This window comes from Bacillus sp. GW823-FHT06A11 (assembly GCF_058795355.1).
Genome location: NZ_JBXAHS010000003.1, coordinates 883,768 through 909,197 on the forward strand (window position 1 = coordinate 883,768; position 25,430 = coordinate 909,197).

The window sequence follows — 25,430 nt, forward strand, 5'->3', positions numbered from 1 at the left end:
AAAAACTACTTGTTCACACCTTGTAAAAAATCTTCTCCACATTCTCCAAAGCAAACTTTCTTCTTCTCTACTTTTTTAATAAAATGATTAAAAAAGTAGATTAACTCAAACAAACTTTGTATGTGAAGTGAAATTTTTAAAAATCTAATGCATTTTCTTTATTCTTTATTGTATTGATTTCCTGAGATTGCTGAGAAAGCCCTGTACATTCATGAAAAGCAAAATGCTTACACCCTATACATTTTTTTGTATTCAGATGTCCTAAAGCACAATTAATTGCTTCTCCGGTATGATTAAAAAAGTTTTCTTCCCCAATCTCAGCGTACAATCCATTCTTATCTAGATTGGCTTTTAGCTCTGATTGAATTCCAGAAATAAGAAGTACGCCACCTTGTTTTTTGAAGTGCTGAACAATATTCCTAAAGTAAGACTCTCCTGTGGTATCAATAAAAGGAACTTTTCCCATACGTAAAATTAAAACATTAGGTTTATAATGAATAGTCGCTAAAATATTTTGTTCAAATGTTTGAGCAGCCCCAAAAAATAATGGCCCTTCTATTGTATAAATGCTAATTTGTGGGCAATCATGAGCTTTATTTACCACATGTGGTAGCAATTTTTCATTTCTTTTTGTATGATCAGGAAGCACTTTTGATATGACAAGCATATTACTCATACGTTTTGTAAACAAAATAATAGCTAACATAAGACCAATCTCTACAGCTGTTGTTAAACTAGTAAATACAGTAAGTAAAAATGTTACCAATAATACAAGAGAATCTCCCGTCTTCATTTTAAGTATGTGATAAAAATGTTTCTGCTCGCTCATATTCCAAGCTACCACCATTAAAATCGGGGCCATACTAGCAAGTGGAATATGTGAAGCATATGGCGCTAACAGTAGAAGTGTAAATAACACAAATCCTCCGTGAATAACACCCGCCATCGGAGATACAGCTCCACTCTTAATATTAGTTGCTGTACGTGCAATCGCTCCAGTTGCCGGAATTCCGCCAAATAACGGGGTAACAATATTGGCAATCCCCTGACCGATAAGCTCTTTGTTACTGTTGTGTTTACTATTTGTCATACCATCTGCCACGACAGCGGATAAAAGTGATTCAATTCCACCGAGCATCGCAATAACAAATGCAGGACCAATTAACTGCTTTATACGTTCTAATGTGATTTCTGGTATATCAAACTGAGGAAGTGTATTTGGAATCGTACCATATGCTGTACCAATAGTAGGTACATAACCTGAGAAAAATACAGTTGCAATTACAGTTGAAATAACAACACCTACTAATGAACCAGGCACTTTTGGTAAAATCTTTGGTGTTATGAGTATAACAAAAAAGCAAATCAAAGCAGTTATAACACTATAAAAATTGGTAGTACTGATATGAGTGAAGAGTTCCTTCAAATTCGCTAGAAATTCCTCATGCTTTTTTATACCTGTTAAACCTAAAAAACTAGCAATTTGTCCCGTAAAAATAATAACAGCAATACCTGAAGTAAAACCAATTGTTACAGGACGTGGAATAAACTTAATTAAAGAGCCTAGCTTGAAGATTCCCATAAGACATAAAATAATTCCAGCTAACAAACCCGCGAGTAGTAAATTTTCGTATCCATAGGTAATTACAACTCCTAAAAGAATCGGAACAAAAGCACCTGTAGGTCCTCCAATTTGATACTTCGAACCACCAAACAGTGAAATGAGTATTCCAGCAATACAGGTTGTATAAATCCCATACTCTGGCTTAACACCAGAGGCAATAGCAAAAGACATAGCAAGTGGAATCGCAACAACTCCAACAATCATTCCTGAAAGAAGATCCTTTTGAAAATGTGCTAATGAATATCCTTCAAACCTTCCTGTAAATAACTTTCTCATTACAAACCCTTCTTTTCTATTTTTAATAGATCTGGATTACAAATGTATTTCTCGGTCCCTTATACAGAAAATTGTCCTTTTCACAAAAAGAAAAACCACCCTAATATTTACTATATGTTTTACTTAAATGACACTCCAATTCACCTATATCTCCACCTTGTTGTACATAGGATTTCAATCTTTCTGCTAGACGTTCTCCGGCTCGACTATCTAGCTTCTTCGTATCAATAAACGATCTAATCCTTACCTTATCTGGAGTAATATCTCTACGAAACATTTGTCCTGGAATTTCACTCCAAAAACGATTCCATTCATCCAGTAATCCTATTTGATCAAATAAAAAACCTTGAATTCCACATAACCAAGCTGTACAAGCAGTATTTCTTTTTCGACATCCAACTCCATCTTGTAAATGTTGGCATGAAAAACAACAAGAATTTCCACTTTTTATACAAACTTCACAAACGTAATGAGCTCCTAATGAGCGAAATGTTTCAATCCCATGTTGGATGATATCTTCTTTCTTAACCTCAATACTCAACCTATCCCTCCTTAGCCATCATTTCACTTTCTGCTCCATCTAGCTCTTCTAACATTGAAATCGTATCGATTAAATGGTTGTTAAAAATCTTCCGTGCAACCACCAATAAATCCACAATAATAGGGTCTCGTAAAGAATATAAAACTCTTTTTCCATCTTTTCTACCAACAACAATGTTTTTTGAACGTAGTACACTTAATTGCTGAGAAACAGCTGAACCTTCCTTATTTAGAATATCTTGAATTTCGTTTACGCTTTTTTCACCTTCTGACAATAATTCTAAGATACCTATTCGCAAAGGGTGTGCTAAGGCTTTAAAGAAATCTGCTTTAAATTGTTGCATTTCGTTTCCCATTGAAATCCCTCCGTTACTTTTCCTCAATTTTCAAAAGTACCATATACATCTTCAAATGTTTGAATATGTATATGGTACTTTTAAAACCTCGAATTTTCAATACAAATTTTACAATATTAAATAAGCATCAAATAGAGATACTATTCAAATTCAGGTTCAAAATTTATTATCCAAAATAAAAGCGCCTAACATATTAGGGATATATAATACGTTAGGCGCTTGATATTTAAAATTTCTCGATTTAGGTCTTGATAATATTGGATGAGTATATAACCAAAACGCTAGATGACTAATATGAATAAACTTATTTGTAAAATTAATTCATTAGAATATTTTAAGAGCAAGTTTTGAAAAAAACTATTCAAAACTTGCTCCTTCTTTTCTCAGATCCAACTATTTTGATACTAAAACCAACAGTAGTGAATTAGAATAATGACTTAATACTTGCTAAAACTGTAAGTACACCTACAATAATAACAAATACGTTGCTCATTTTCCCTTTGTATTTAGCTAGTACTGGCACTTTTTGAATCGCATACATCGGTAATAGACATAAGATAGCAGCAACTAAAGGACCGCTTAGAGAATCAATAAGTCCAAGAATACTTGGATTTGTATAAGCAACAAACCAGCATGATAATACAACGAAAGTAAGGATTACTGTCTTAATTGTTTTTTCTTCAATATCTTTTCCACGTGATTTACCGAACTTAATAATCATGTCACGCATTACTTCAAATGCTCCGATATAATGGCCAAGGAAAGACTTTGTAATAGCCACAAAAGCAATAATTGGAGCTGCAATAGTGATTACAGGCGAATTAAGCTCATTAGCAAGATATGAAAGAATTGATAAGTTTTGTTCTTTTGCCATTTTTATATCATCTGGAGTCAAGCTCAATGCACTACTCCAAACGAAGAACATAACAACAGCGAATGTCATGATATAACAAACCTTTTGTATTTGCGCACATTTAGCATCAGTGGCTTCGATTCCATACGTAGCTCTCTGTTTCACAACAAATGATGAAATCATAGGTGAATGATTAAATGAGAATACGATGATTGGTAGAATCATCAATATCGTTCCAAAATAGCCTGTTCCTGTTGAAGCAGTTGAAACAGCTGAAAAACTAAGCATTGACGTATTCCACTGTGGAATTAAAGATATTGCGATAAAAAGTAAAGAAACTATGAAAGGATACACTAACATACTCATTACCTTTACAGTAATATCTTGACCAAAATTTAGTATAGCGATAAGACCAAGAACTAATACAAGTGATAAAATAGCCCTTGGAGGTTCTGGCATGTGCAATTGATGCACGATAAAACTACTTGCAGTATTTGTAAGCGCAACCGAATACATTAGTACGATTGTATAAATTGAACCGAAATATACGATGTTAAAAATGATACTCGCTTTATTTCCGAAATACTCTCTAATTGTACCTGTGATCCCCTCATCAGCAGAATTAGAAGCGTATATCATTTTAGCAAGCGCCCTATGTGAGTAATACATAACTGGATATGCAAGTAATGTAATTAGTAGTAAAGATAATAAACCACCTGAACCTGCATTAATCGGTAAAAAGAGCACCCCTGCTCCAATTGCAGTTCCAAATAGACTGAGTGCCCATGTAGTATCCTGCTTATGCCACTTTTTCGGATCTGCATATTGCTCATTTTTTCGTGCGGTATTTTCAGCTTGAACTTCTATTTTCTTTGCAGTATTCCCGTTCATATAATAACTCCCCCTTGTATCTATTCCTACATCTCTCTTTACGCCTAACAAATATTCCCTTTTCGGAAAATGAATTCCTTACAAGTTGCCCCACTTTGTATGTCCTTCATCATAATGAATCCAAATTGAAACATTCGCTAGTTAGCGTCCTAATATAATTGTTAGCGTTCACAAAAAAGTTTACTCGTAATATCCGCTCTTTATATAAAGACCTCTTAAGAGAACAATATAGAATAGACTTCATAAATACGTTGCAACATTTCTAATAACAGTGTATTACTTTAATGGTTTCTCTTTTTTACTTTTAACAGTAATTTTAGCTAAACCGTCCTCTCTTCATTTGCGAGGCATTTCTTTCTCAATTCTATACATTACCTTCATAACTTCGGTAGCACTGATGATATTGCTTACACAAGCCACTGAAGCACATTACATACATTTCGCCTCTAATCACACACCTTTCTTACTAGTAATCGCATTTTTTATATTTTCTCCAGAGATAATAAAATTTCTCTCGACGCCCTCATTATAACGTGTATATTTATAAAATTAATATTTTTATATTTTCAGAAATATTAAAGTGGAATAATTTTATATGGATAATATTTTACAGTTAGCATGTAGCCATTGTTTTTATCGCTTAAAGCTGAATTAGTTAGTAAAAAAATACAATAATACATTGTTTTTCTAGGTTACTCATTATAAAGATACTTATATCCCCTTTATCAAAAAATTTCATTTTAAACATAAAAGATATTCTAATAAATAATTAATGTAGGTAAAAAGAAAAAATTCCAAAATAAAAAAACCAAATTTTAGGATATATATTATTAATATTGAATTCATATACATTTTAAAAAGATACACTGAGTAAAAAAACAAAAAAGCTGCCCCATATGGACAGCTCATTTACATAATTATCGTTATCAGGAATATCTCTATGTTTGTAATGAATCGTTTTTACATCATTTCCTTTTATGCGAAAAGTAATTATGTCCTCTCCATAAGGCGGATTGTGTGCATCCTCAAAAGTTTAAATTTTAAAATCCCTCATTAACTAGCTCTTTTATCGAGTTTAATTTTGAAGAAAGCTCGATAAACCATTCTTCATCCCCTGTTAATAATGCAAGATCTATAAGATAAAGGATTTGTTCCTTATTTATTACCTTTGATTCAGGAAGTTTGTTAACGTGTTTACTAAAGAGTAAAATCGCTTCATTTATTGTGTACTTGCCGTCACGTTTCACAATACTAACTGTAACTATATCCTCCACATCATCAAGTGACACAATATAACCAACTATTAACTCACCTTCATTTGATATTCCACGAACCCAATCTCCTACTTTTAAAACATGATTATTATTTGACATCCTACCGTTTCACCTTCCTATAAATATTTTTTGTGACGATAAAAAAGATATAAAAACAATTATACTGTAATATTTTTCATTACATTTAAGTGTTAAGAACTCACGGCTATATAATAATTAAGCCGCTTAACGCTCTTGATTGATAAGGTCAACAACTTCTTTCATTGTATAATTCTTTAAGTATTCACCTAGATGCTCTTCAGCACCTAAGAAAATAGCGAAAAGAACTTTTCGCATGTTCGAACCTACAACACACTGATTGTTTGATTCTGGACACTTCGGCTGCAAAGCACCTTCAGAGGTTATCTGATAAATATGCCAAAGATTAATTTCATCTAAATCGCGAGCGAAAATAAAACCGCCACCAGTCCCCTCTTTCGATTGTATAAACTTATGTTTTTTTAACAAACTTAGTACTTTGCGAATGCGTACTGGATGTACACCTGCACTTTCTGAAATAGCATTACTTGTTGACATCCGATCTGGCTGTAAAGCTAAATAAGTTAAACTGTGTATGGCCAAGGTAAAGTCGCTGTTCATGATTTTCCTCCTACGATTCAAAATATTGTTTTTCATATATTAATATACTATAGCCATAAATATTACAGATAGGTTAGAACGTTAAAACATATAGAATACTTCTTGCCATAAAAAATTAATTCTCTTATATTCTATCCGGTCCCACCTATATCTGATAACTTCATTTAGCTTTTTAAGTTGAAAATAAAATTAAACACTCCACTGTTTCTTCACTTGTTCTTCTGCCAACTGTTTAATTTTTGTCCAAATCGTATCTTTACTCACAATAACATTTGTTTGATAATTTCTATCATTATAATTAACTGTAACACATACTTCAATCATCTTCTGCTTCCTCCTTTCAAAAAACTTTTTCTAAAAATACTACTTATTAATTGGCCAATTTTTGCAATTCAATGTTCAAAAACGTTCGAACGCTACGTGGTAAAAATTTACGAATTTCTTCCTCATTAAAACCAATCTGCAATCTTTTTTCGTCCAGCATAATTGGGCGACGTAACATTAGTGGATGCTCAATTATTAATGTATAAAATTCATTGAGCGAGAGCTCCTCAATATTTATATTTAAGTCCTGAAAAGTTTTGGATCTAGTTGAAATAATTTCAGTAGCCCCCTCTTCAGTTAAACGAAGAATTGATTTAAGCTCATCAACTGTCATAGAATTTGATACGATGTTTTTTTCAATATAATCAATTTGATGCTCTTCAAGCCATGCTTTCGCTTTTCGGCATGAGGCACAGCTTGCTGTTGTATATAGAATTACCATATTTAACTCACTCCTTTAATGTTATGAAACGTACATTTTAAACATCGGTTATTGAAATGTATTAAAAAAAATTACAGTTTAGAATCAAATACAAGCAATATTATTTATTCGAGAATATTTAATTTATCTACATTTTACAGACGATAACAACTCACTTCTAAAAACTATACTGTAATTTTAAACTTTACAGTTCTATAAATCAAATGTTAAGTCTTGGATTCATTCTATTAACGTATAATAGGAGCAGTTGAGACAATACTTGCCTCAACCGATTTTTATATCTCTTTATAATTTTTTGCAGTAATGACTGTTTCAAACTCAAAGGTTTCGGGTAGATGATCTGCATAAGAATATTCAAAAGTTCGTCCATCCGTTAAATAAGCTACTTGTTCAACTCGCATTAGGAAATCCTGATTTGTTAAGTTCATAAACTGCTTTTCCCTATCATCTGGGCGAATTCCTTTAACCCTGACAACAGATGTCCCTACTTCAAGACCAAGTTTATTTTGAATATGTGAGTATATCGACTCCTCTAAAACAGAAGCCTCAACACCTGGGATAACCGAAATTGGCATCCATGTATGCTCCATAATCGTCGGAATGCTGTGAATGATGCGGAGGCGAATGATTTTATAGACGAAATCACCGATTGAAACTCCCAATTTCTCAGCAACTACTTCATCAGCCCCAACAATCGCAAACTCGATAATTTTACTTTCTACCTCACTGCCGTATACAGCTTTCGTACCCGTTAAAGTTTGAATCATTCGTGCCTTTTCCTGTTGACGCCAATCTTGCACCACTGTTCCACTTCCGCGCCGGCGGATGATGTAGCCATCTCTAACTAATAGATCCAGCGCTTTCTTAATAGTAAGGGCTGAAACACCAAATTCTTCAGCAAGGACGGGGCTACTCGGCATTTTTTCGTTGATTTTATATTCACCATCTAAAATTTGCTGTTTAATCTTTTGATAAATGCCGAGGTATTTTACTTGTGTTGATCCGCTTGCCATTTCCATACCTCCTTTATACTGCAAACTCTCTTCTATTCATTCAAATGTAAAGCCTCAAGTTTGTAAACTGAAGGTGATGGGGCAGCAAATCCATTTTCTAAGATTTCAATATTCGTTACCGCTTCTTCGTCTTTCACAAGTTTTGGTGCACCATTTATAATTGTTTCATACGCGGCATCATAGAAACGACCGTAATCACCAAGTGGCGTTTTAATTTGTTTTTCAATCCAGTCACCATTTGCATTACGATACTTAGCAACTCCATAGTACATCGGTGAATCTTCACCAAATCCTGCACTCTCAGGCATAACACCCGCTTTCAAATCATTTTCCTGCTGATCTTCACCATATTTAATAAATGATCCGTTTGTTCCATGAACGATAAAGCGTGGATAATCTTTTGCTACGACATGGTTCGTTTTCAGCTTAATCTTCAACTGATTTCCGTAATGTAAACCAACATCGAAATAGTTATCAACCGCACCTTCCATTTCATTATTGCGAATATCGTATGTAACCGTATCTGGACGGCCGAATAGTGAAATCATACGGTCCATCGTATGAATACCTAAACTGTAAAATGAACCTTCTTCTTTTGGAGCTTCATGAGTGATTGAACCAGGACGGAAATAATCAATATGTGATTCAATCTCAATAATATCACCAAGGAATCCTTGTTCAATTACTTGCTTCACAGCTAAAAAATCACCATCAAAACGGCGGTTTTGATAAGGCATAACTACTACACCTTTTTCTCGTCCTAAAGCTAATAATTCTTTCGCATGTTCCACTGTATCGCAAAATGGTTTTTCAACGATAACTGATTTTCCAGCAAGTATAACTTTTTTCGCTAATTCGTAATGCGTATGTGCTGGCGTACAGACCGTCACCACTTGAATTTCCTTGTCATTCAACAATTCGTCCAAATCAGTAGTGAAGTAAACACCTTTTCCCTTATATGGAGCCGCTAATTTTTCATTTATTTGACGTACAAAAATCGTTTTTATTTTTATATTATTACGCGTGTTTACATAAGGTAAGTGATAGCGGTTAGCTGACTTTCCAAATCCAATAAAGCCCATTGTTAATGTCATATTTTTCAACTTCCTTGCTCATAAATTTTCGTTTCTACATTTATTATATAGTTTACTTTTTAAAAGTATATAGTTTTAGTTCTTAATTTGTATATAAAATGAAAAAGTAGGAATAGAAACCATTTCGATTTTCATCCCTACTTCTTTACTATATTTGTGTAATACCAGACATTAATTGTTTTAACTCGCACGTTCTCTTTTTGTCTTTCTTTAAATGACAAAGGATAACTACTTTCCACTTTCCACCGATAACCTCTAAAGTTGCCTCTACAGGAATATTGTATGTTTTCATATAAAAATCTCCTTTAATAATTTTATAAGACAAATAAGCTAAAATATTTAAATATTACTTTTAAGTATCTATAGCACCTTAAAGTACGTACTTTTTATTGTGTTAAACATGTTTCATAATAGCATACGTAAACAGCAGATGAGTAGTACGGCACCAAAAAGTACCTGTATTACTTTTTAGTATCTATATCACTTTAAAGTACGTACTTTTCATTATGTAAAATACATTTCATAATAGCATTTGTAAGAGTTGAGTAAGTCATGAAGTATTAGAAATTACCTGTACTTTAAAGTGAGTATTTTTATCATACATTTTGTCAGACGATGAAATGACATGTTTTCATTTTCACATCCATTCACAATGAATAAATAATTTTCAAATATATTTTAGGAGGATATCTATAATGAGTAAATTACTAAAAGAAAAAATCGGGTTTGGTACAGCACCACTAGGAAATATGTACCGTAATATCCCAGAGGAAGAAGCAATCGCTACAGTGGATGCTGCTTGGGAGAATGGCGTTCGTTACTTTGATACAGCTCCACTTTATGGATCTGGATTAGCGGAAATCCGTCTTGGTGAAGCACTGTCAAAAAGAAATCGTGATGATTACTTTTTAAGCACCAAAGTAGGTCGAACGATTTCAGATGAACTAGAAGATCCATCTGCACGTGATTTAGGTGAAAAAGGCGGACTTTTCGAATTTGGTCGCAAAAATAAAATGATCAATGACTATAGCGCAGATGCAACATTTCGTTCTATCGAGCAAAGTTTGAAACGTTTAAAAACAGATCGTCTAGACTTTGTTTTCATTCATGATTTAGCACAAGACTTTTATGGTGATGAGTGGATTTCACAATTTGAAACAGCTCGAACAGGAGCATTCCGTGCGCTAACACGTTTACGTGAAGAAGGAGTTATTAAGGGCTGGGGGCTTGGAGTAAACAAAGTAGAATCAATTGAACTTATGCTTGATTTAGAAGAAGCGAAACCAAATATATCCTTACTAGCTGGTCGCTATTCATTATTAGACCACGAACGTGCATTGCAACGAGTAATGCCTGCAGCTGTAAAGCATAATATCGATATTGTTGTTGGTGGCCCATATAGCTCAGGTATTCTTGCTGGAGGCGCTCACTTCGAATATCAAAAAGCATCGCCAGAAATTATTGCAAAGGTTGAGAAAATCAAAGCTCTTGCAGATCGTCACGACATCAGCATCAAAGCTGCTGCATTACAATTTTCACTAGCAAATCCAGCAGTTGCTGCCGTTGTTCCTGGTGCAAGTAAACCGGAACGAATTGTAGAAGACCAAAACGCCTTAAATACAGTAATTCCAGCAGCATTCTGGGAAGAAATGCGCGAACAAAAACTAGTAGCACCTAATGCACCACTACCAATCAACGTAAAATAATAATGAAACTTTAATCAGTGGGAGCATCCCCCATTGATTATTTACCCGTAAATACCGGGATGAAAAGGAGCGTAATGAATATGGCACATACTACTACATCTATGGAAATTTTTTCTTCACCGGAACAAGTATGGCAATTAATCGGAGGTTTCAACTCCCTTCCAGACTGGTTACCTTATATACCTAGCAGTAAATTAACTGAAGGCGGTCGTGTACGTCATCTAGCTAATCCGGATGGGGATACAATTATAGAACGATTAGAAGTATTCAATGATAAAGAGCGCTACTACACGTATTCAATCATGAATGCACCATTCCCAGTCACTAATTATCTATCCACAATCCAGGTGAAAGAAGGTACTGAAAGTAACACATCGTTAGTAGAGTGGTCTGGTACATTCACTCCTGTTGAGGTTAGTGATGAAGAGGCAATAAATCTGTTTCATGGTATATACAGCGATGGACTGAAAGCATTGCAGCAAGCATTTCTAGATTAATTCATGTAATTGATTGAGACGAAAAAGTTAATTAACAGTCAAACATTCGACTTTGTGGTTAAGTTCATTATGAAAGATAAACAAATACAAATTTCATGCCTGCTTGTTATTGACAAGAAATAAAAAATACTACCTCCAAATGGAAGGTAGTATTTTTTTATTAATCAGGAAAAACAATTAATCCCTCTTCTTTTTCCTCCTGTTTTAAATCTTCTTCTGGGAAGGTTACAGTTGAATTTTTATCACCTGTTCTTTTTGTTTCTTCACCTGGAAATACGAAAGTTGAATTTTCTTTTCCTTCATTTTTTTCTACGTTATCTGGAAATACCATAGGATCATTGGTAGTCAAATCACTATGAAATCCAAGGTTAGACAAAATCGCTTTTAAATCTGGTAAAACCCCTATTTTATCAGATGATGGGTTATTAGACTTTGTGCCTGTATTAGGATTACTTAAAATTGCTCTCAATTCTTTTGGTGTATATGCCTTACCTAAATGTTCTTTAGCAATCCCTTGAATCGATACAGCAGCCCCAGCAATTATAGGCGAAGCGCTAGAAGTACCACGGAAATTAGAAGTATAACGATTAATTATGTTCTGATCTGTAACTTTTTGTCCTTTACTATTTTGATTTTGATATGTATCTAATGTATCAACATACTCTCCCCAACCATATACATCAATTCTACTACCATAGTTAGAGAAAGCTAAACGTTTATGAGGAACTCTTGCAGTAGATGCTCCAACTATAATAGCTCCTGAATCTTTAAAGTCTGGACTATTTCGATTTAAAATCTGCTTACCATTACGGTCTTTAAATTCATCTAAATCAATCCCACCATTACCAGCTGCTTCTACAATAATAATGCCTTTATCTGTACCTTTGCGAATTGCGTTAAATATACTCGGGTATACTTCTACTGGTAAAGGGTCATCTCCATATCCATCATATTTAAAGGATTCTTCTATTAATAAAACATCTCCAGCCTGTAAAGAATCTACGGCACTTAAAATAGCATCTCTTACATCGATTCTCCCATTATCTCGGATCACTGAAATTACTTTTACCTTTGCTTTTGGTGCAATCCCAATGTTCCCAATCCCATTGTCAGCTGCAGAAACAACACCTAGAACTGAAGTACCGTGAGAAAGATCATTACTCATTTTTCCAGACATAAATTCAATATTTTGACCGACTAAATCTTCATGATTTAATAACCAACCTTCTTCCAAATCTACAAAAGTTGCTCCCTGGCCATTTCCTCCTTTAATTCCCCAAGCATAAGGAGCATTAATTCCTAAAGGTGCCTCTTCAAGATATCCCTGTCTTGAAAATCTAGGTTCATCATAAGGATTGACTGATAATACAGGCAATCTCGAGCCAGTTGTTGTGTTTATACTCTTATTAGAACGAACTTGTATTTTACTAGAATCGTCATTAGCAGCATATACTGTATTTGTTACAAATGTCGTACCTGCCCCAGCAAAAGTTGTAATTGCAAGTGATGATATCAACATACCTTTAAAATTTTTCATTTTTCCACCTCTAGTTTTCTATTAGAAATAACATATTTCATAATGTGTATGAACCGAAAAGCATTTTATCTTATTATAAAAATTAATAGATTTTTATAACTTTTTGATTTACATAAAAACTCCCTTCATTCTTGTAATTCAATGTGTACATTTCAAAATAACAAACTTACTGTAACTATTATAGTTACACCTTTATTGATTTTCAACTACGAAATATAAATTTTTAAAAATAAATTTATATTACTTTAAAACAGAACTCGCCTTTTACCCACATAAAGTGAAACTTTAATCAGTGGGGTTTTTGTTCATCCCCCACTGATTATTAGCCCTCACCAATGGGGCGTTTACGGACAGTTAATGCGGGATAAAAACGCAAAATATCTGTCCAAATTACAGCGATCAATAAGTTTATGGACTGCGAAAGAAATACGAAAAAGCAAAGCACTAAGTGCTTTGCTCCTTATAAAATCCCTTTTAACTTTTCACCAATTAACTTCGCTACATACTCATAACCTTCTGGCCCAAAGTGTAACCCATCTTTTTCATCATTTTCTACAAACCTTTTATAATCCCGTTCTTGAATCATTTCAGCATATACATTTAGAAAATAACTTCCTGTTTCCCTCGCCACTTCCTCTACTACGTCTGTATACTGACCGAGCACTTTATTGGTTCTATTGTACTGTCTTTCTTCATCAACTGGTGCAGGACTAATAAGTAGTATTTTATCTGAGGAAACCTGGTTCACAATCTTCTCTAAGTTTTCTTTATATGCTTGTAATGACACTTGAGAAAAAGAAACTGCATCATTCGTACCAAGAAAAACTGTTACGAAATCTGGTTTATATGATATTACATCTTCTTCAATCCTATTTAACGCATCAAATGTATTATCCCCTGGAACACCTGCATTCACTACTTTCCAATTTGGAAACATTGCTTGTAACCTTGGCGTTAATCTCGGTGTTCCATCAAAAAACGTCTCATCAGCTGTAATGCTATCGCCAAAACATACTAACGTTTTCATTAGGCTTGCTCCCCTTTTTACGTATGAAATAATTTACCTTCTAATGCTCCAATATATCTTTCAGCAGAACGTTCAACTGCTTCATTTGCATTTTCTTTTACTACTCGATGAAAAGCGTTGTATAAACGATTAAACTGTAATGGCTTCACTCGATTCACCATTTCTTCCACTTTTCTCGCTGGTAATGGAATTAAGTTTGGATAGCTGTACATGAAACTCACCCACCGCTCATCCGCTACAACTTGAATAATATCACCTGTTAACAAAATCCCTTTTCCGTCATTACCTTCTTCCCAATGTAAGACAGATCCACCTTTAAAATGTCCCCCTAAACGATGAATGACTAATCCATCAGCTAATTGTAAAGACTCACCAGACCAATAAATAATACGACTACTCGGACGCATCACCCACTCTTTATCATCTTCATGTATATAAATTGGTACATCAAATGTCTCTGCCCATTCTACTTGCGTTGAATAATAATGAGGATGAGACAATGCAATCGCATCTAATTCGCCAAGCTCTTTTATTTTCGCAATTGTCGTTTCATCTAAATACGTAATACAGTCCCACAGTAAACGATATGACTCTGTTTTCACTACAAATGCCGTTTGACCGATCGCAAATCCTGGTTTTGTCGTAATACTATAAAGTCCATTTTCCTCTTTTATTATTTCATTTTTATATGTATCATCTGTTTGCAAATTTTCTAAAGTCGTCCAAGACTGCCCTTTCGGATTCACATACTGCCTTTCTTCATCACAAATATGACAACTCACCGGTTCTTCTACACTCGCTGCATACTGCACGCCACACGTTGTACAAACGAAATTTTTCATCATAATTTCCCCTATCCCTATATTTTTATTAAGCTGATTTTTGTTGATAATGATCTGCTTTTTTATTTTCAATTAATAAACTTATAAAAGTAAGTAAATAGACAACTGTAACCGATAATGGAATGACAGTAAATCCTTTTTCTGCAAAAAGAATCCCGCAAACTGACGTTATGAATACAGTCCCTACTGATAATAAACCATAACTTTTGCTTTCATAAATCCATACATACGGGATAAAATGAACACCTATTAACATTGCTACTACAAAAGGTAACCATTCTGGAAATTGAAAATAGGCAAGTAATACAAGTGGAATATTCAATACATTTATCCCACCAATTAATCCAGCCAAAATCCCTAACGGATTTCCTTTCGCAAACATATCAATTTTCAATATAGCAGCTATCATTAAGCCAAAAGGAAACACACAGCCCATACCGATTAAATATACCCACACCACTTGTTTTTCAGAAAGAACAAATCCTGTTATACTCATAACTACCCAAAATAAAACGCCGGCTAATATAATCGGTAAGCCTCTCTTCGTTTTTATTGCTAAATCCTTTTTCGCTTCTGCAACATTCATCTCACTATCTCCCCAAAAATATTTGTACTATAAAGTCACCTCAACCTCACCCATCCAATAACGCCAAGCTTCTAAATAATCTTCTAAATCTTTCGGGTGGTGCCGTAAACATGTATCTATACGAAAATATAATCCTATGACTATTTCTTCATATAAATCACGGTCATTTTTATGAAATACACATTGTTTCATCGCATAACCAATCGTTTCTTTTGTTAAATCTTCCGGAGTTGAACAGAACGCATAAATTAAATCATATATAGGATCTCCTAACACTGGTAAAGGATCAATTACACCGTGCAGTTTATTCTCTTGAAATATAAAATTATGAAATCCAAGATCACCATGCAATAAAAACGGCTGATTTATTCCAGCGTCCCTATTCGCTAACTTAAGAACCGTTCTATACTCTTCTTCACTTATGTAACGTCTTACATTTTCATGAGCTTCTATCACATTTGTTGTTAAAAATTCACTCCAAGATTGAACCGAATTTTCTTTCCATCCCCAGCCATCAACCTCTGTAGCTACTTCATACTCATTGATAACTTCTTTTACAAGTTTACAAAGAACACTCCGTTTATAGCCTAGTTTGCAAGAAGTTGTGCCCTCAAGGAATGAGTAAACAATATAGCGATTTAAAGGTTCCTTATATAAAAGCTTTGGAAATAATTCGTCCTTTTTATAAAACTGAAGAAAATAAGCTTCTTCACGTATGACATCCGATTCATTCAACTTTACAACGTATTGTTCATCTAACAAATATATAGTACTTGCCGTTCCCCCGTTTAATGCTTTTACGCTATTTGGATAATGTGAAATCACTTTCTCCTTAACTAGTTGTGCAGTGATTATTGAAATGTCCATTCTCTCACCCTTTAATTCGGAAGATTCCCTTAATTCAAAAGACAACTTTACTATTATTTGACAAACAAATGGTAAATCCCTTCAAAAATCTTAATATAACAAAAATTCATTCACTTTTACATTTCAAAAATAAGGAAATACTAACAACAACGTTACATACATATAGGAGGACACTATGAAACCTGAATTTTTAAAAGCTGTACATGATGCCATCGGAAATGTTGAACACATTCATATAGAGGAAAGCGGTGCTGACAGCTTACTTATCCATCATGATGATGCACAGCAATTACAACAAGTCGCTAAAACGCTAGAAAATAACAATTTTCGCTCTGCTTTAAGAACAACTGGAGATGCTTCGTATATTGAAGTGTTGAACAGATAATGAAAGTCCGGATGTATTCCGGGCTTTCTTTTTTATATTAAAACTTCAAACTCTTTCACATACACCGCTGTTCCAGCAATATCTATTTGTAACTTTTCGTTTTCTATCCCTTTCGTTACATAAACAGTTACACGACCATCTTTATTTATTTCCTGTCCTTGCTCAACGATTAAGTTCAATTCATGTTCAAAATCTTTCTCTAAATACTCCGCATAATATGCTCCCATTACACCTGAAGCTGTTCCTGTCACTGGATCTTCAATCGTCCCAGCATAAGCTGACGAGAAATGACGGCCATGCATTTGTGCTAGTTCATCATAAGTTTCTAGACAAATTGGGTGAATAGAAGCATTAGGTATTTCTCTTAATACTGACGGAAATGCGGCATTATTAGGTTTCATTCTCTCACACGCATCTAGATTTTTAATCGGCACAATTACAGTCCAGTTTCCTGTACTTCCATATACTATCGGTAAACTTACATCTAAATCATTTACTTCTAAACCAATACTATGAGCTAATTCTTCTTTTGAACCTGCAAAATCTTTAAACTGAGGTGCTGTCTGCCTCATTTTAATAAAGGTTTCTCCATTTTCATTTACACCTATTTGTATCGGTAAAATCCCAGCCTTCGTTTCAATCGTAAGGTTACTTTTCTCTTCTAATAAACCTTTTTCGCGCAAGGCATATATTGTCCCTACTGTCCCATGACCACATAAATCCATTTCAAAACCAGGTGTAAAATAGCGCATTCTTATATCTCCTACTTCTGAGGAAAGAACAAAAGTTGTTTCGTTATATCCAACTTTTTCAGCAATAATTTGCATTTCCTCTTCCGTTAATCCATCTGCTTCTAATACAATACCTGCTGGATTTCCCTTATTTGGTTTATTCGTAAATGCGTCGTAATGAAATACGTTTATAGTCTTCATTTTCTTTTCTCCTTATTTATCCATTTCTTTATTTTTATAATCAATAAGAAAATCCATCTAACCAACTTTCGTAATCATCTTTTTGAAATGGACGGATAATGAGTCTATCCGTCTCTACTTCTAATAACGGTAGCTTCATTTAATTTCATCCCTCGAAATATTAATTGAATTTTCTTTATTATCTTACACAAAATACAAAATCTAGTAAATCATTATGTTTTTGATACATAAAAACCCAGTCATGCTTTATACATAACTGGGTTCTCCATCGTTTCATAATTTTCTATTTCACAAGAACTGCATCTCGTAATTCCCTCTTCAACACTTTTCCTAAAGCGTTTTTCGGTAACTCATCTATGAATACTACTTCTGGTATTTTATAGCTTGCTAATTTCTCTTTACAATACTGAAGAATACTTTCTTCTGTTAATATTGTTTCGCCATCCTTCACAATGTAAGCTCTTGGAACCTCTCCCCAAAAGTCATCTGGAACTCCAACTACTGCAACTTCTAAAACACCATGTATTTCATGAATAACATCTTCTACTTGATCTGGATATACGTTGTCACCACCGCGTATAATAACGTCTTTATATCTTCCCATAATATGCAGGAATCCATCATCATCTATCATGCCAGCATCACCCATGTTAAACCAGTTATCTTTTACTACCTTCTTTGTCGCCTTTTCATTATTCCAATATCCTTTAAACATGTATGGACTTTTCACATGAATCTCTCCAACTTCATTTGTTGTTAGTTCATGTCCTGTTTCCGGATGAACAATTTTCACCTCTACATTTTTCAAGGTCTTTCCTACAGAAGACATCTTTTCTTTTCCCATCATTGGATGCCATGAGGTTACAACCCAACCTTCTGTACTACCATAGCCTTGCACCATATATATGCCTTTTCCCATATATTTTTGAATGAGTGTTTCTGGCACTTTTGTACCACCGCTTTGTGCTACTTTAAAGGTTGAAATGTTACGTTCTTTTTTATTTAGTTCATCAAGCATGTAACTATAAACGGCTGGGAAAGCAAGCATCGTAGTAATTTTCTCTTCTTCAATCTTATCCCAAATAAGAGCAGGATTCGAATCAGCTAAGAAGATCATCGTAACGCCATGATAAATACAATTTAAAATAGAAAGCACGCCACTCATATGAAACAATGGATGCACAGATAAAAAGCGTTCACCTGCTGGGATTTCTCTTTGTCCCGCAATTTCAGCAAAATAATGATGTAAGTTTTTATGTCCAATTACACATGCTTTTGCCTGTCCAGTCGTTCCTGATGTAAACAAGTAAATGGCATCGTCTTCTTCATGAACTTCTACGTTCGGTTCTGTCGTTGGCTGTTTTTGCAACTCTAATTCAAATGAACCAAAGCCTTCTTTTGTTGTTTGAATTACATAAGGAATTTCTTTAACAGCATCAACCTTTAATAACACTTCATTAAATTCTTCATCAATAACTAACACTTTTAATTTCGCTTCTTTTACAATCGTTTCTAATTCATAAACAGTCAGCTGATGATTTAGCGGAATAAATACCGCTCCAATTTTTAAACTTGCCATCATAACGCTTGGAAATGGGTGATTATTTTTGCATAGTATTCCTATACGATCTCCTCTTTGCACACCATTATATAACAAATAATGTGCAAACTGATTTACTCGTTCATTATATTGCTGAAACGAATATCTTTTCTTCCCCCCTACAAGCGCTTCCAAATTTGGTGATTGCATTGCTCTCTTTTGTAATAATTGTCGCATCGTTCTCAAGTAAAACTCCCCTTTATATATGTTAGGTTTTTTATTTTACCAGATTAACTATTAATTTACTAAAGATTACACTTAGTGAATATAAAAAGAATATAAAATATCCATTTACTTTACAAGTAAATGGATATTTCCCATTATATATTAGAATACTTCTTGTTCATCACATATTGCACATACTCAGGTGCACTTTTATCAATCTCTTCATCACTTAGTTTATATTCTGCACCATATAAATAAAAGGAAGGTATAAATTTCATACCTGTGTATAAGCATGTAGCTTGGAATGGTTTCGTCAACTCATCCATTGTAATTCCACTATTTTCATAGTCTTTTTCTAATCCACCTATAGAAATAGCTACACCAAATTCTTTCCCCTTCACTTTATCTCCTTTAGATCCGTACGCAAATCCATATGTTAATACATCATCGAACCATTTTTTTAATAATGGTGGTGAGCTGTACCAGTAAAGCGGAAATTGAAATATATATCTGTCATGTTCTACTAATAACTTTTGCTCTTCTTCAATATCAAACTCCCAATTCGGTGCCACTTTATACAATTCATGCACCGTAATTTCATCCGAATATTTCTCAAGTTCTTCAATCCATCTTTTATTAATTTTTGATTTTTCAATATCAGGATGTGCTACAATTACAAGTGTTTTCATCTTTTTTCATCCCCTTTATAAATTATTCAACCCTTTACGTATTAGTATGAATGAGTCACATATAATTGAAAAGTACGTACTTTAAAGTGCTATAGGAACCTTAAAGTACCTGTGGAGGTGTTATATGAATCAAAATGATAATTGCCCAATTGCAACAACACTCGATGTAATCGGTGGAAAATGGAAAGTTCATATTTTATGTATTTTGTCGGATGGAAAAATGCGAACAAATGAAATTAAACGAGAAATCCCAAACATTACACAAAAGGTTCTTACACAACAACTTCGGCAACTTGAAGCTGATGGGATTATCTATCGTACCGTATATCAAGAAGTTCCACCAAAGGTTGAGTACACACTAAGTGAATATGGAAAATCTTTAATGCAAATAATGGATAATCTGTTTGAATGGGGAAAAGATCATCAGATTAAAAGATTACATGACTAAAAAAGCACTATATACTTTGTTTAATCCTCTACGTTCATATTTTTTATTTCTATAAAGTTTATTTTCATCATTTTTTAGCTAACTTGTTTTCTTAGATTGATGGACGTGACCCCACATCCATCAATCTAAAAAGATACAATTAGAAAAATGAGATTTCTATAAAGTTTCGCATATAAACACTACTTCCGCCTCATTAAACGCTCGCTCTACTTTTTCTAATCTCAATTGTACGTAAGCTATAAAGAAGCACCCCTAAACCGAGAATTTTTTCATTATTAGACGCATTAGAACCTAAGGTAATAGTAGGTACATTTAAACCCATAAACCTTTCACTCCGTTCTATAGGCATATAAAAAGATACTCCTTAAAAATAAAAAACGCTATTCTCTCTGTAAAATCATAGAAAAGAATAGCGCTTTTTATTTTGAAATAGAAATCATCATTTAAACTAAACATGCTAATATTGATTTTGTGCGATTGTCAGTTACCTCATAATAAATTTCTAATCCTTTCCGAGTACCTGTAACCATTTTAGCAGCTTTTAGTTTAGATAAATGTTGACTAATTGTACTTTGAGGCATTTGTAAATCCCCATACATTGTTGTTACATTAGTAGGACCTTTTGCAAGCATTATTTTTACTAAAGATAGACGAACTGGATGCGCCAATACCTTTAACACCTCAGCGATTTCTTGAAACATTTCTTTTTTTTCTTTCATCTTATTTCTCCCCTTTTATATACATATTTATGTTATCCATATATATAATTCGGAGGTATATGCGTTTTTGTGTCCGTCATTTAAAAAAAATATAAAAAAACTTTAATCCGAAACTAAAGGATTAGCTTAACATAATGTCTCACCATTAATGATGAATAGGAATCTCATTATAGAAGCAGCAGTTTTATACTACAACTCTACATTCAACTAACTAAAACCAATGAAAAAAAGAGCAGATAGTCTGCTCTTTTATGATGCCTCCTTATGTTCCGTGGAATGTTTAACACTCCCCAGTCTCTTTAGTTTATTCCACCCTACCGCTACTCCTCGAAGCGATGAGAATATAGATTTAATGACAACATAAGTCATAAATTGGCGATAAATAAAACGTTGTAAAATTAACCATGCCAATGGTTTTGGGTTCTCTTCCTCTAATTTAAATGCGAACAGAGAAGCGAGAAGATCCATTAAAAAGAAAACAAGATAAAATCCTAAAACTTTTAGCGGATTACTACTAAATAGTCCTATAATCATTAATATATCTGCAAAAGGAGCAATGAATTGCAGCACATATTGGAATAACCACATATTAGGCAGTGCAATAAATCCTAATGTTTTATGCTTTGGATTACATAACGCTTTTCGATGTTTCCAAAGACATTGAAGTGTACCATATGACCAACGATACCGCTGTTTAATGAGACTTTTCACATCTTCAGGTGATTCCGTAAAAGCATGCGCTTTTTCTTCATATACAATTCTATGCCCTTGACGTAAAAATGTAATAGTAAGATCCGTATCTTCTGCTAACGTATCTTCGCTTAAATATCCAGATTCAACTACATTCTTTTTGCGCCACGCCCCAATAGCTCCTGGAACTACTGTAATACAATTTAACTCATCAAAAGCTCTACGTTCTAAATTAAACCCTGTAATGTACTCAACATGTTGCCAAGTAGTTAACAAATTCCGTCTATTCCCCACTTTGACATTACCTGAAACTGCAGCTACATTCTGATCTTCAAAGTGTCTAACCATTAGAGAAATGGCGTCTTGCGCAATAATAGTATCCGCATCTAAAGTGACAATGATTTCTCCTCGCGATTGTTGAAACCCTAGGTTCATTGCCGATGATTTCCCGCCGTTTTCTTTCTGAATGAAACGAACTTTAGGGTGTTTATAAAATGTTTCTTTCATTACTTTTGACGTACCATCTGTCGATCCGTCATCCACAACAATAACTTCAAATTCTCTATAATTACTATCCAAAATTGAGTGAATTGTCTTGGCTATCACCTTTTCTTCATTATATGCTGCTATGACAACACTAACAAAAGGTTGATAAGACGAATTAATATAGCGAGATAACGTTTTTCTTTTCTGCTTCCATGCAAAATAAATTAAGAATAAAAATCGAAAAATCCCTAATCCAATAGCAATATAAAAAATAGTAGTTAATATATGCTTAAAATATCCAGCTCCAGAAAAGACAGCTTTATTGTAAAGTAAATATTGCTTCCCCTCAGAAGAAACAGGAGGCATAATTTCATCTCGTTCTTTATTCATTAAATCTGAAATTGTTACAAAACTATATCCATGCTTTTTTAGGTCTTTAATAATGATTGGGAGCGCCTCTACTGTATGTGTACGATTCCCTCCCGCATCATGGAGAAGAATAATATTTCCCTCTCCCTTATAAATGGGATTAAGAGCACGCTTTACTAATTCATTTGTTGATGGTGTTGCCCAGTCTTCGGGATCAACTTTTTCCGCTACCATTGTATAGTTCATATTTTGTGCACGTAAAATAGGCAATATTTCATTTGATGAATCCGGGTTAGCATCCGCTTCATATGGCGGTCTAAATAAAACCGTAGAATGTCCAGTTACTTCCTGAATTAAACGTTGCGTCGTATTAAGTTCTACTTTCGTTCGTAGTAAAAACGTATCAGCTATGTTAGGATGCTTGAAAGTATGATTGCCAATTTCATGCCCTTCATCGTATATTCTTTTTACAATACTAGTATTTAGTTGTGCGTTTTCACCAAGTACAAAAAAAGCAGCTTTTATTTGATTCTCTTTTAATATATCTAAAATTTCTGGCGTATATTTCGGGTCTGGTCCATCATCAAATGTTAATACTACTTGTTTCCCATTTGGTTTTCCATATCGTTGCACTTCATATGCAGATGGTAAGGATTGATATACTTCATCTGTAAGGTAACCATCTTTGCCTACTTTAAAATCTCTCAATCCATTTTTTCTTTCATTCTCAATCTGTAAAATTTCACCTTGTCCAGAATAATTTACTTCATCTGAACTATTGATTTTATGTAATACATTAGGATTTTTTTGTGCCTCAATCGGATTTTTTAAAACTTTCCATATTGTAGGGTCTTCTGCTCCTAGTCTCCATAACGCAAATCCCTTTGCATTATTGTCCATTGCGATTTTCACTTGATTATAAAGAGTTACACCGTCTAAGAACCAAGCAGTATGTTCTTTCCCTTCTGTTTTATACCTAAAATAAGGGTTTCCACTCATTTTATCCCATTGAATTTTCATATTTGAATCATGAGCCATTGCCATAACTTCTGAGAAAGTTAAAGACTTCGCAGCTTCTTTACTATTTACTTGCCAATCATATCCATAGTTACCGAAAGCAACTATAAACTTATTAGACGGAATATTCAGTTCTTTCAATGTATGTTGGAACCATTTATTTGAAGCAATTGGTCCTGGTTCCCCGGTTCCATAGTGCTCATCGTACATCATTACAATCATTCGATCTATTATTTTTGCTAACGCACTATAATCAAAAGCCTTATCATTAGCTGGAACATCTTGTGTAACGAGCAAATCATGTTCATGAAATTTCGTAGTAAGTTCTTTCATAAAATTTGTTAAGTTTTCTCTATCACTTTCAGGTACGGCCTCAAAGTCAATATTGATTCCTGAAAAATGATTCTTTTTAACTTGGCTTACCAAATCATTAATAAACTTTGTCTTTACATCATTTGAGGAATTCAGTAACTTATGAATTAGCCCACTATCAGGACCAGAAGCTTCCTCAGTATAGTTAGTAAGCAAAGGCATAATCTTCACTTGATTCTTTTCTGCCAACTTTACTATCTCAGGTTTTATCTCACTTCTAATCGTTAAATCTGCTTTTAAATGATACCACTCTGGTACTAACGTAGTTAATGAATCGATATTTTCTTTTAGAGAAGCGGTACTATTTTCATCCCAGTTTACATAAAAACCATACACTTCTTTAGGATGTTTACTATCCTTCGGCGGATTCACCAAATTTTTATTATCCTTCGTTTCGGTATTTAGGTTAAATTCTTCCTTCTTTAACTGCTGATTACTAAGTTTTTGATTAATTGGTACAAGTTTAGTATCTTGTTGTACAGCGGTATTCATATTTGGAATTTCTGGTGTTGAAAAAATACTTTGAAAGAAAAAATAAAATACAACACCTACACTAACTATTGAGATACATAGAAACCAAATAAAGGCTATGTTTCTCCTTCCTTTCGGATCATAAAAAACAGGTTTTTCTTTATCTTTCTCTTGTTGAATGTTTTTCTCCATTATATTTTTCACATACTCCTTCTTAATAGAACTATAAAATAATAAAGTGCAACTTTAATCAGCCCTCACCAATTGGGCATTTACAAGCAGCCCAACTCCCACCTAACTTCTTTGCTCCAGCCAAATTTTGAGATGGGAGTTTTACTGCCCACAATAGCGAGAGAAATCCTTTTAGCTTTGAAATGAATCTCTCACTTCCATATTCTATTGATTCTTCTTTTCATTCCCTTGCTGGTGGCCTCTATTTTCTTGTTGAGACCCCCTACCATTATTCCCTTGCTCGTTTCCACCATTTTCTTTCTGGGATCCTCTTCCATTGTTCCCTTGCTGATTCCCATTATTTCCTTTTTGAGATTCTCTATCGTTGTTCTCTTGCTGATTCCCATTATTCCCTAGTTGAGACCCTCTTCCGTTGTTCCCTTGCTCGTTCCCATTATTCCCTTGTTGTGATCCTCTTCCGTTGCTTCCTTGCCCATTTCCATTATTCCCTTGTTGTGATCCTCTTCC

The 25,430-nt window shown here is 34.0% G+C and carries 25 protein-coding genes and 4 pseudogenes; 4 read left to right on the forward strand and 25 right to left on the reverse strand.

Going from position 1 to position 25,430, the window contains the following annotated elements; translation table 11 throughout:
- Positions 1–136: 136 nt before the first annotated feature.
- The 12 genes and pseudogenes from AC1Q8L_RS18670 to AC1Q8L_RS18725 all read right to left on the reverse strand — a co-directional run.
- On the reverse strand, positions 137–1,900 hold the full coding sequence (locus tag AC1Q8L_RS18670; protein WP_001228489.1) for a SulP family inorganic anion transporter: 1,764 nt from the start codon (positions 1,898–1,900) through the stop codon (positions 137–139).
- 100 nt (positions 1,901–2,000) lie between these two features.
- Positions 2,001–2,441, reverse strand: a complete 441-nt coding sequence (locus AC1Q8L_RS18675) for a hypothetical protein (protein ID WP_000021461.1) — start codon at positions 2,439–2,441, stop codon at positions 2,001–2,003.
- A 1-nt stretch (position 2,442) separates the two neighbouring features.
- On the reverse strand, positions 2,443–2,796 hold the full coding sequence (locus tag AC1Q8L_RS18680; protein ID WP_000526189.1) for an ArsR/SmtB family transcription factor: 354 nt from the start codon (positions 2,794–2,796) through the stop codon (positions 2,443–2,445).
- A 424-nt stretch (positions 2,797–3,220) separates the two neighbouring features.
- Positions 3,221–4,540: an aromatic amino acid transport family protein gene (locus AC1Q8L_RS18685; RefSeq protein WP_001014190.1), complete on the reverse strand. Its 1,320-nt coding sequence runs from the start codon at positions 4,538–4,540 to the stop codon at positions 3,221–3,223.
- Positions 4,541–5,393: 853 nt separating this feature from the next.
- Positions 5,394–5,573: pseudogene (locus AC1Q8L_RS18690) on the reverse strand (DUF3888 domain-containing protein); the annotation flags it as partial.
- A 7-nt stretch (positions 5,574–5,580) separates the two neighbouring features.
- Positions 5,581–5,913 carry an IDEAL domain-containing protein gene (locus AC1Q8L_RS18695; RefSeq protein WP_000069639.1) on the reverse strand — a complete coding sequence of 111 codons (333 nt, stop codon included), beginning with the start codon at positions 5,911–5,913 and terminating at the stop codon, positions 5,581–5,583.
- A gap of 126 nt (positions 5,914–6,039) precedes the next feature.
- Positions 6,040–6,453 carry an Rrf2-family transcriptional regulator SaiR gene (gene saiR, locus AC1Q8L_RS18700; RefSeq protein ID WP_001083465.1) on the reverse strand — a complete coding sequence of 138 codons (414 nt, stop codon included), beginning with the start codon at positions 6,451–6,453 and terminating at the stop codon, positions 6,040–6,042.
- A 189-nt stretch (positions 6,454–6,642) separates the two neighbouring features.
- Positions 6,643–6,777, reverse strand: coding sequence for a BA3454 family stress response protein (locus tag AC1Q8L_RS18705; RefSeq protein ID WP_000573532.1), 135 nt, complete (start codon positions 6,775–6,777; stop codon positions 6,643–6,645).
- 46 nt (positions 6,778–6,823) lie between these two features.
- Complete coding sequence (gene spxA / locus AC1Q8L_RS18710) at positions 6,824–7,219, reverse strand: transcriptional regulator SpxA (protein WP_000236190.1); 396 nt, start codon at positions 7,217–7,219, stop codon at positions 6,824–6,826.
- Positions 7,220–7,494: 275 nt separating this feature from the next.
- On the reverse strand, positions 7,495–8,232 hold the full coding sequence (locus AC1Q8L_RS18715) for a GntR family transcriptional regulator (protein ID WP_000146290.1): 738 nt from the start codon (positions 8,230–8,232) through the stop codon (positions 7,495–7,497).
- Between the two features lie 32 nt (positions 8,233–8,264).
- The gene (locus AC1Q8L_RS18720; protein ID WP_000176647.1) at positions 8,265–9,326 is read right to left on the reverse strand and encodes an oxidoreductase; all 1,062 of its coding nucleotides are present in this window, start codon (positions 9,324–9,326) and stop codon (positions 8,265–8,267) included.
- 154 nt (positions 9,327–9,480) lie between these two features.
- Positions 9,481–9,618: pseudogene (locus AC1Q8L_RS18725) on the reverse strand (winged helix-turn-helix transcriptional regulator); the annotation flags it as partial.
- 403 nt (positions 9,619–10,021) lie between these two features.
- On the opposite strand from AC1Q8L_RS18725, the gene AC1Q8L_RS18730 reads away from it, so the two are divergent.
- Both AC1Q8L_RS18730 and AC1Q8L_RS18735 read left to right on the forward strand, forming a co-directional pair.
- Entirely contained in the window at positions 10,022–11,032 is a 1,011-nt protein-coding gene (locus AC1Q8L_RS18730) for an aldo/keto reductase (RefSeq protein ID WP_098312223.1), read from the forward strand.
- 80 nt (positions 11,033–11,112) lie between these two features.
- The gene (locus AC1Q8L_RS18735) at positions 11,113–11,529 is read left to right on the forward strand and encodes an SRPBCC family protein (protein ID WP_000951538.1); all 417 of its coding nucleotides are present in this window, start codon (positions 11,113–11,115) and stop codon (positions 11,527–11,529) included.
- A 160-nt stretch (positions 11,530–11,689) separates the two neighbouring features.
- Here the strand turns inward: AC1Q8L_RS18735 and AC1Q8L_RS18740 are convergent, their stop codons facing one another.
- From AC1Q8L_RS18740 to AC1Q8L_RS18760, 5 genes are all read right to left on the reverse strand, one after another.
- Positions 11,690–13,066 carry a S8 family peptidase gene (locus tag AC1Q8L_RS18740; protein WP_000787682.1) on the reverse strand — a complete coding sequence of 459 codons (1,377 nt, stop codon included), beginning with the start codon at positions 13,064–13,066 and terminating at the stop codon, positions 11,690–11,692.
- Positions 13,067–13,526: 460 nt separating this feature from the next.
- Positions 13,527–14,093, reverse strand: coding sequence for an SGNH/GDSL hydrolase family protein (locus AC1Q8L_RS18745; RefSeq protein WP_016098750.1), 567 nt, complete (start codon positions 14,091–14,093; stop codon positions 13,527–13,529).
- A gap of 17 nt (positions 14,094–14,110) precedes the next feature.
- Positions 14,111–14,938 (reverse strand): MBL fold metallo-hydrolase, encoded by an 828-nt coding sequence (locus tag AC1Q8L_RS18750; RefSeq protein ID WP_080451179.1) that lies wholly within the window; start codon positions 14,936–14,938, stop codon positions 14,111–14,113.
- 25 nt (positions 14,939–14,963) lie between these two features.
- A complete protein-coding gene (locus AC1Q8L_RS18755; RefSeq protein WP_001099748.1) occupies positions 14,964–15,521 on the reverse strand; it encodes a DUF7010 family protein in 558 nt (185 codons plus the stop codon).
- A gap of 27 nt (positions 15,522–15,548) precedes the next feature.
- Positions 15,549–16,388: a phosphotransferase gene (locus AC1Q8L_RS18760; protein ID WP_000355247.1), complete on the reverse strand. Its 840-nt coding sequence runs from the start codon at positions 16,386–16,388 to the stop codon at positions 15,549–15,551.
- Between the two features lie 175 nt (positions 16,389–16,563).
- Between AC1Q8L_RS18760 and AC1Q8L_RS18765 the strand changes: the two genes are divergently transcribed.
- Entirely contained in the window at positions 16,564–16,773 is a 210-nt protein-coding gene (locus AC1Q8L_RS18765) for a hypothetical protein (protein WP_000801653.1), read from the forward strand.
- Between the two features lie 32 nt (positions 16,774–16,805).
- Here AC1Q8L_RS18765 and AC1Q8L_RS18770 read toward each other — a convergent pair whose 3' ends face one another.
- From AC1Q8L_RS18770 to AC1Q8L_RS18785, 4 genes and pseudogenes are all read right to left on the reverse strand, one after another.
- Positions 16,806–17,705 (reverse strand): PhzF family phenazine biosynthesis isomerase, encoded by a 900-nt coding sequence (locus AC1Q8L_RS18770; RefSeq protein ID WP_000849325.1) that lies wholly within the window; start codon positions 17,703–17,705, stop codon positions 16,806–16,808.
- A gap of 46 nt (positions 17,706–17,751) precedes the next feature.
- A pseudogene (locus tag AC1Q8L_RS18775) lies at positions 17,752–17,844 on the reverse strand (GNAT family N-acetyltransferase); the annotation flags it as partial.
- 144 nt (positions 17,845–17,988) lie between these two features.
- Positions 17,989–19,491 carry a class I adenylate-forming enzyme family protein gene (locus tag AC1Q8L_RS18780; RefSeq protein ID WP_001259988.1) on the reverse strand — a complete coding sequence of 501 codons (1,503 nt, stop codon included), beginning with the start codon at positions 19,489–19,491 and terminating at the stop codon, positions 17,989–17,991.
- 134 nt (positions 19,492–19,625) lie between these two features.
- Complete coding sequence (locus tag AC1Q8L_RS18785) at positions 19,626–20,159, reverse strand: NAD(P)H-dependent oxidoreductase (RefSeq protein ID WP_000855229.1); 534 nt, start codon at positions 20,157–20,159, stop codon at positions 19,626–19,628.
- Positions 20,160–20,283: 124 nt separating this feature from the next.
- Between AC1Q8L_RS18785 and AC1Q8L_RS18790 the strand changes: the two genes are divergently transcribed.
- A complete protein-coding gene (locus tag AC1Q8L_RS18790) occupies positions 20,284–20,607 on the forward strand; it encodes a winged helix-turn-helix transcriptional regulator (protein ID WP_001072981.1) in 324 nt (107 codons plus the stop codon).
- 193 nt (positions 20,608–20,800) lie between these two features.
- On the opposite strand, the gene AC1Q8L_RS18795 is transcribed toward AC1Q8L_RS18790, so the two are convergent.
- From AC1Q8L_RS18795 to AC1Q8L_RS18810, 4 genes and pseudogenes are all read right to left on the reverse strand, one after another.
- Positions 20,801–20,956, reverse strand: coding sequence for a hypothetical protein (locus AC1Q8L_RS18795; protein ID WP_002101139.1), 156 nt, complete (start codon positions 20,954–20,956; stop codon positions 20,801–20,803).
- Positions 20,957–21,050: 94 nt separating this feature from the next.
- Positions 21,051–21,326 (reverse strand): ArsR/SmtB family transcription factor, encoded by a 276-nt coding sequence (locus AC1Q8L_RS18800; protein WP_000660066.1) that lies wholly within the window; start codon positions 21,324–21,326, stop codon positions 21,051–21,053.
- Between the two features lie 249 nt (positions 21,327–21,575).
- Complete coding sequence (locus tag AC1Q8L_RS18805; protein ID WP_098312222.1) at positions 21,576–24,923, reverse strand: trifunctional glycoside hydrolase family 18/polysaccharide deacetylase/glycosyltransferase family 2 protein; 3,348 nt, start codon at positions 24,921–24,923, stop codon at positions 21,576–21,578.
- 204 nt (positions 24,924–25,127) lie between these two features.
- A pseudogene (locus AC1Q8L_RS18810) lies at positions 25,128–25,430 on the reverse strand (hypothetical protein); the annotation flags it as partial.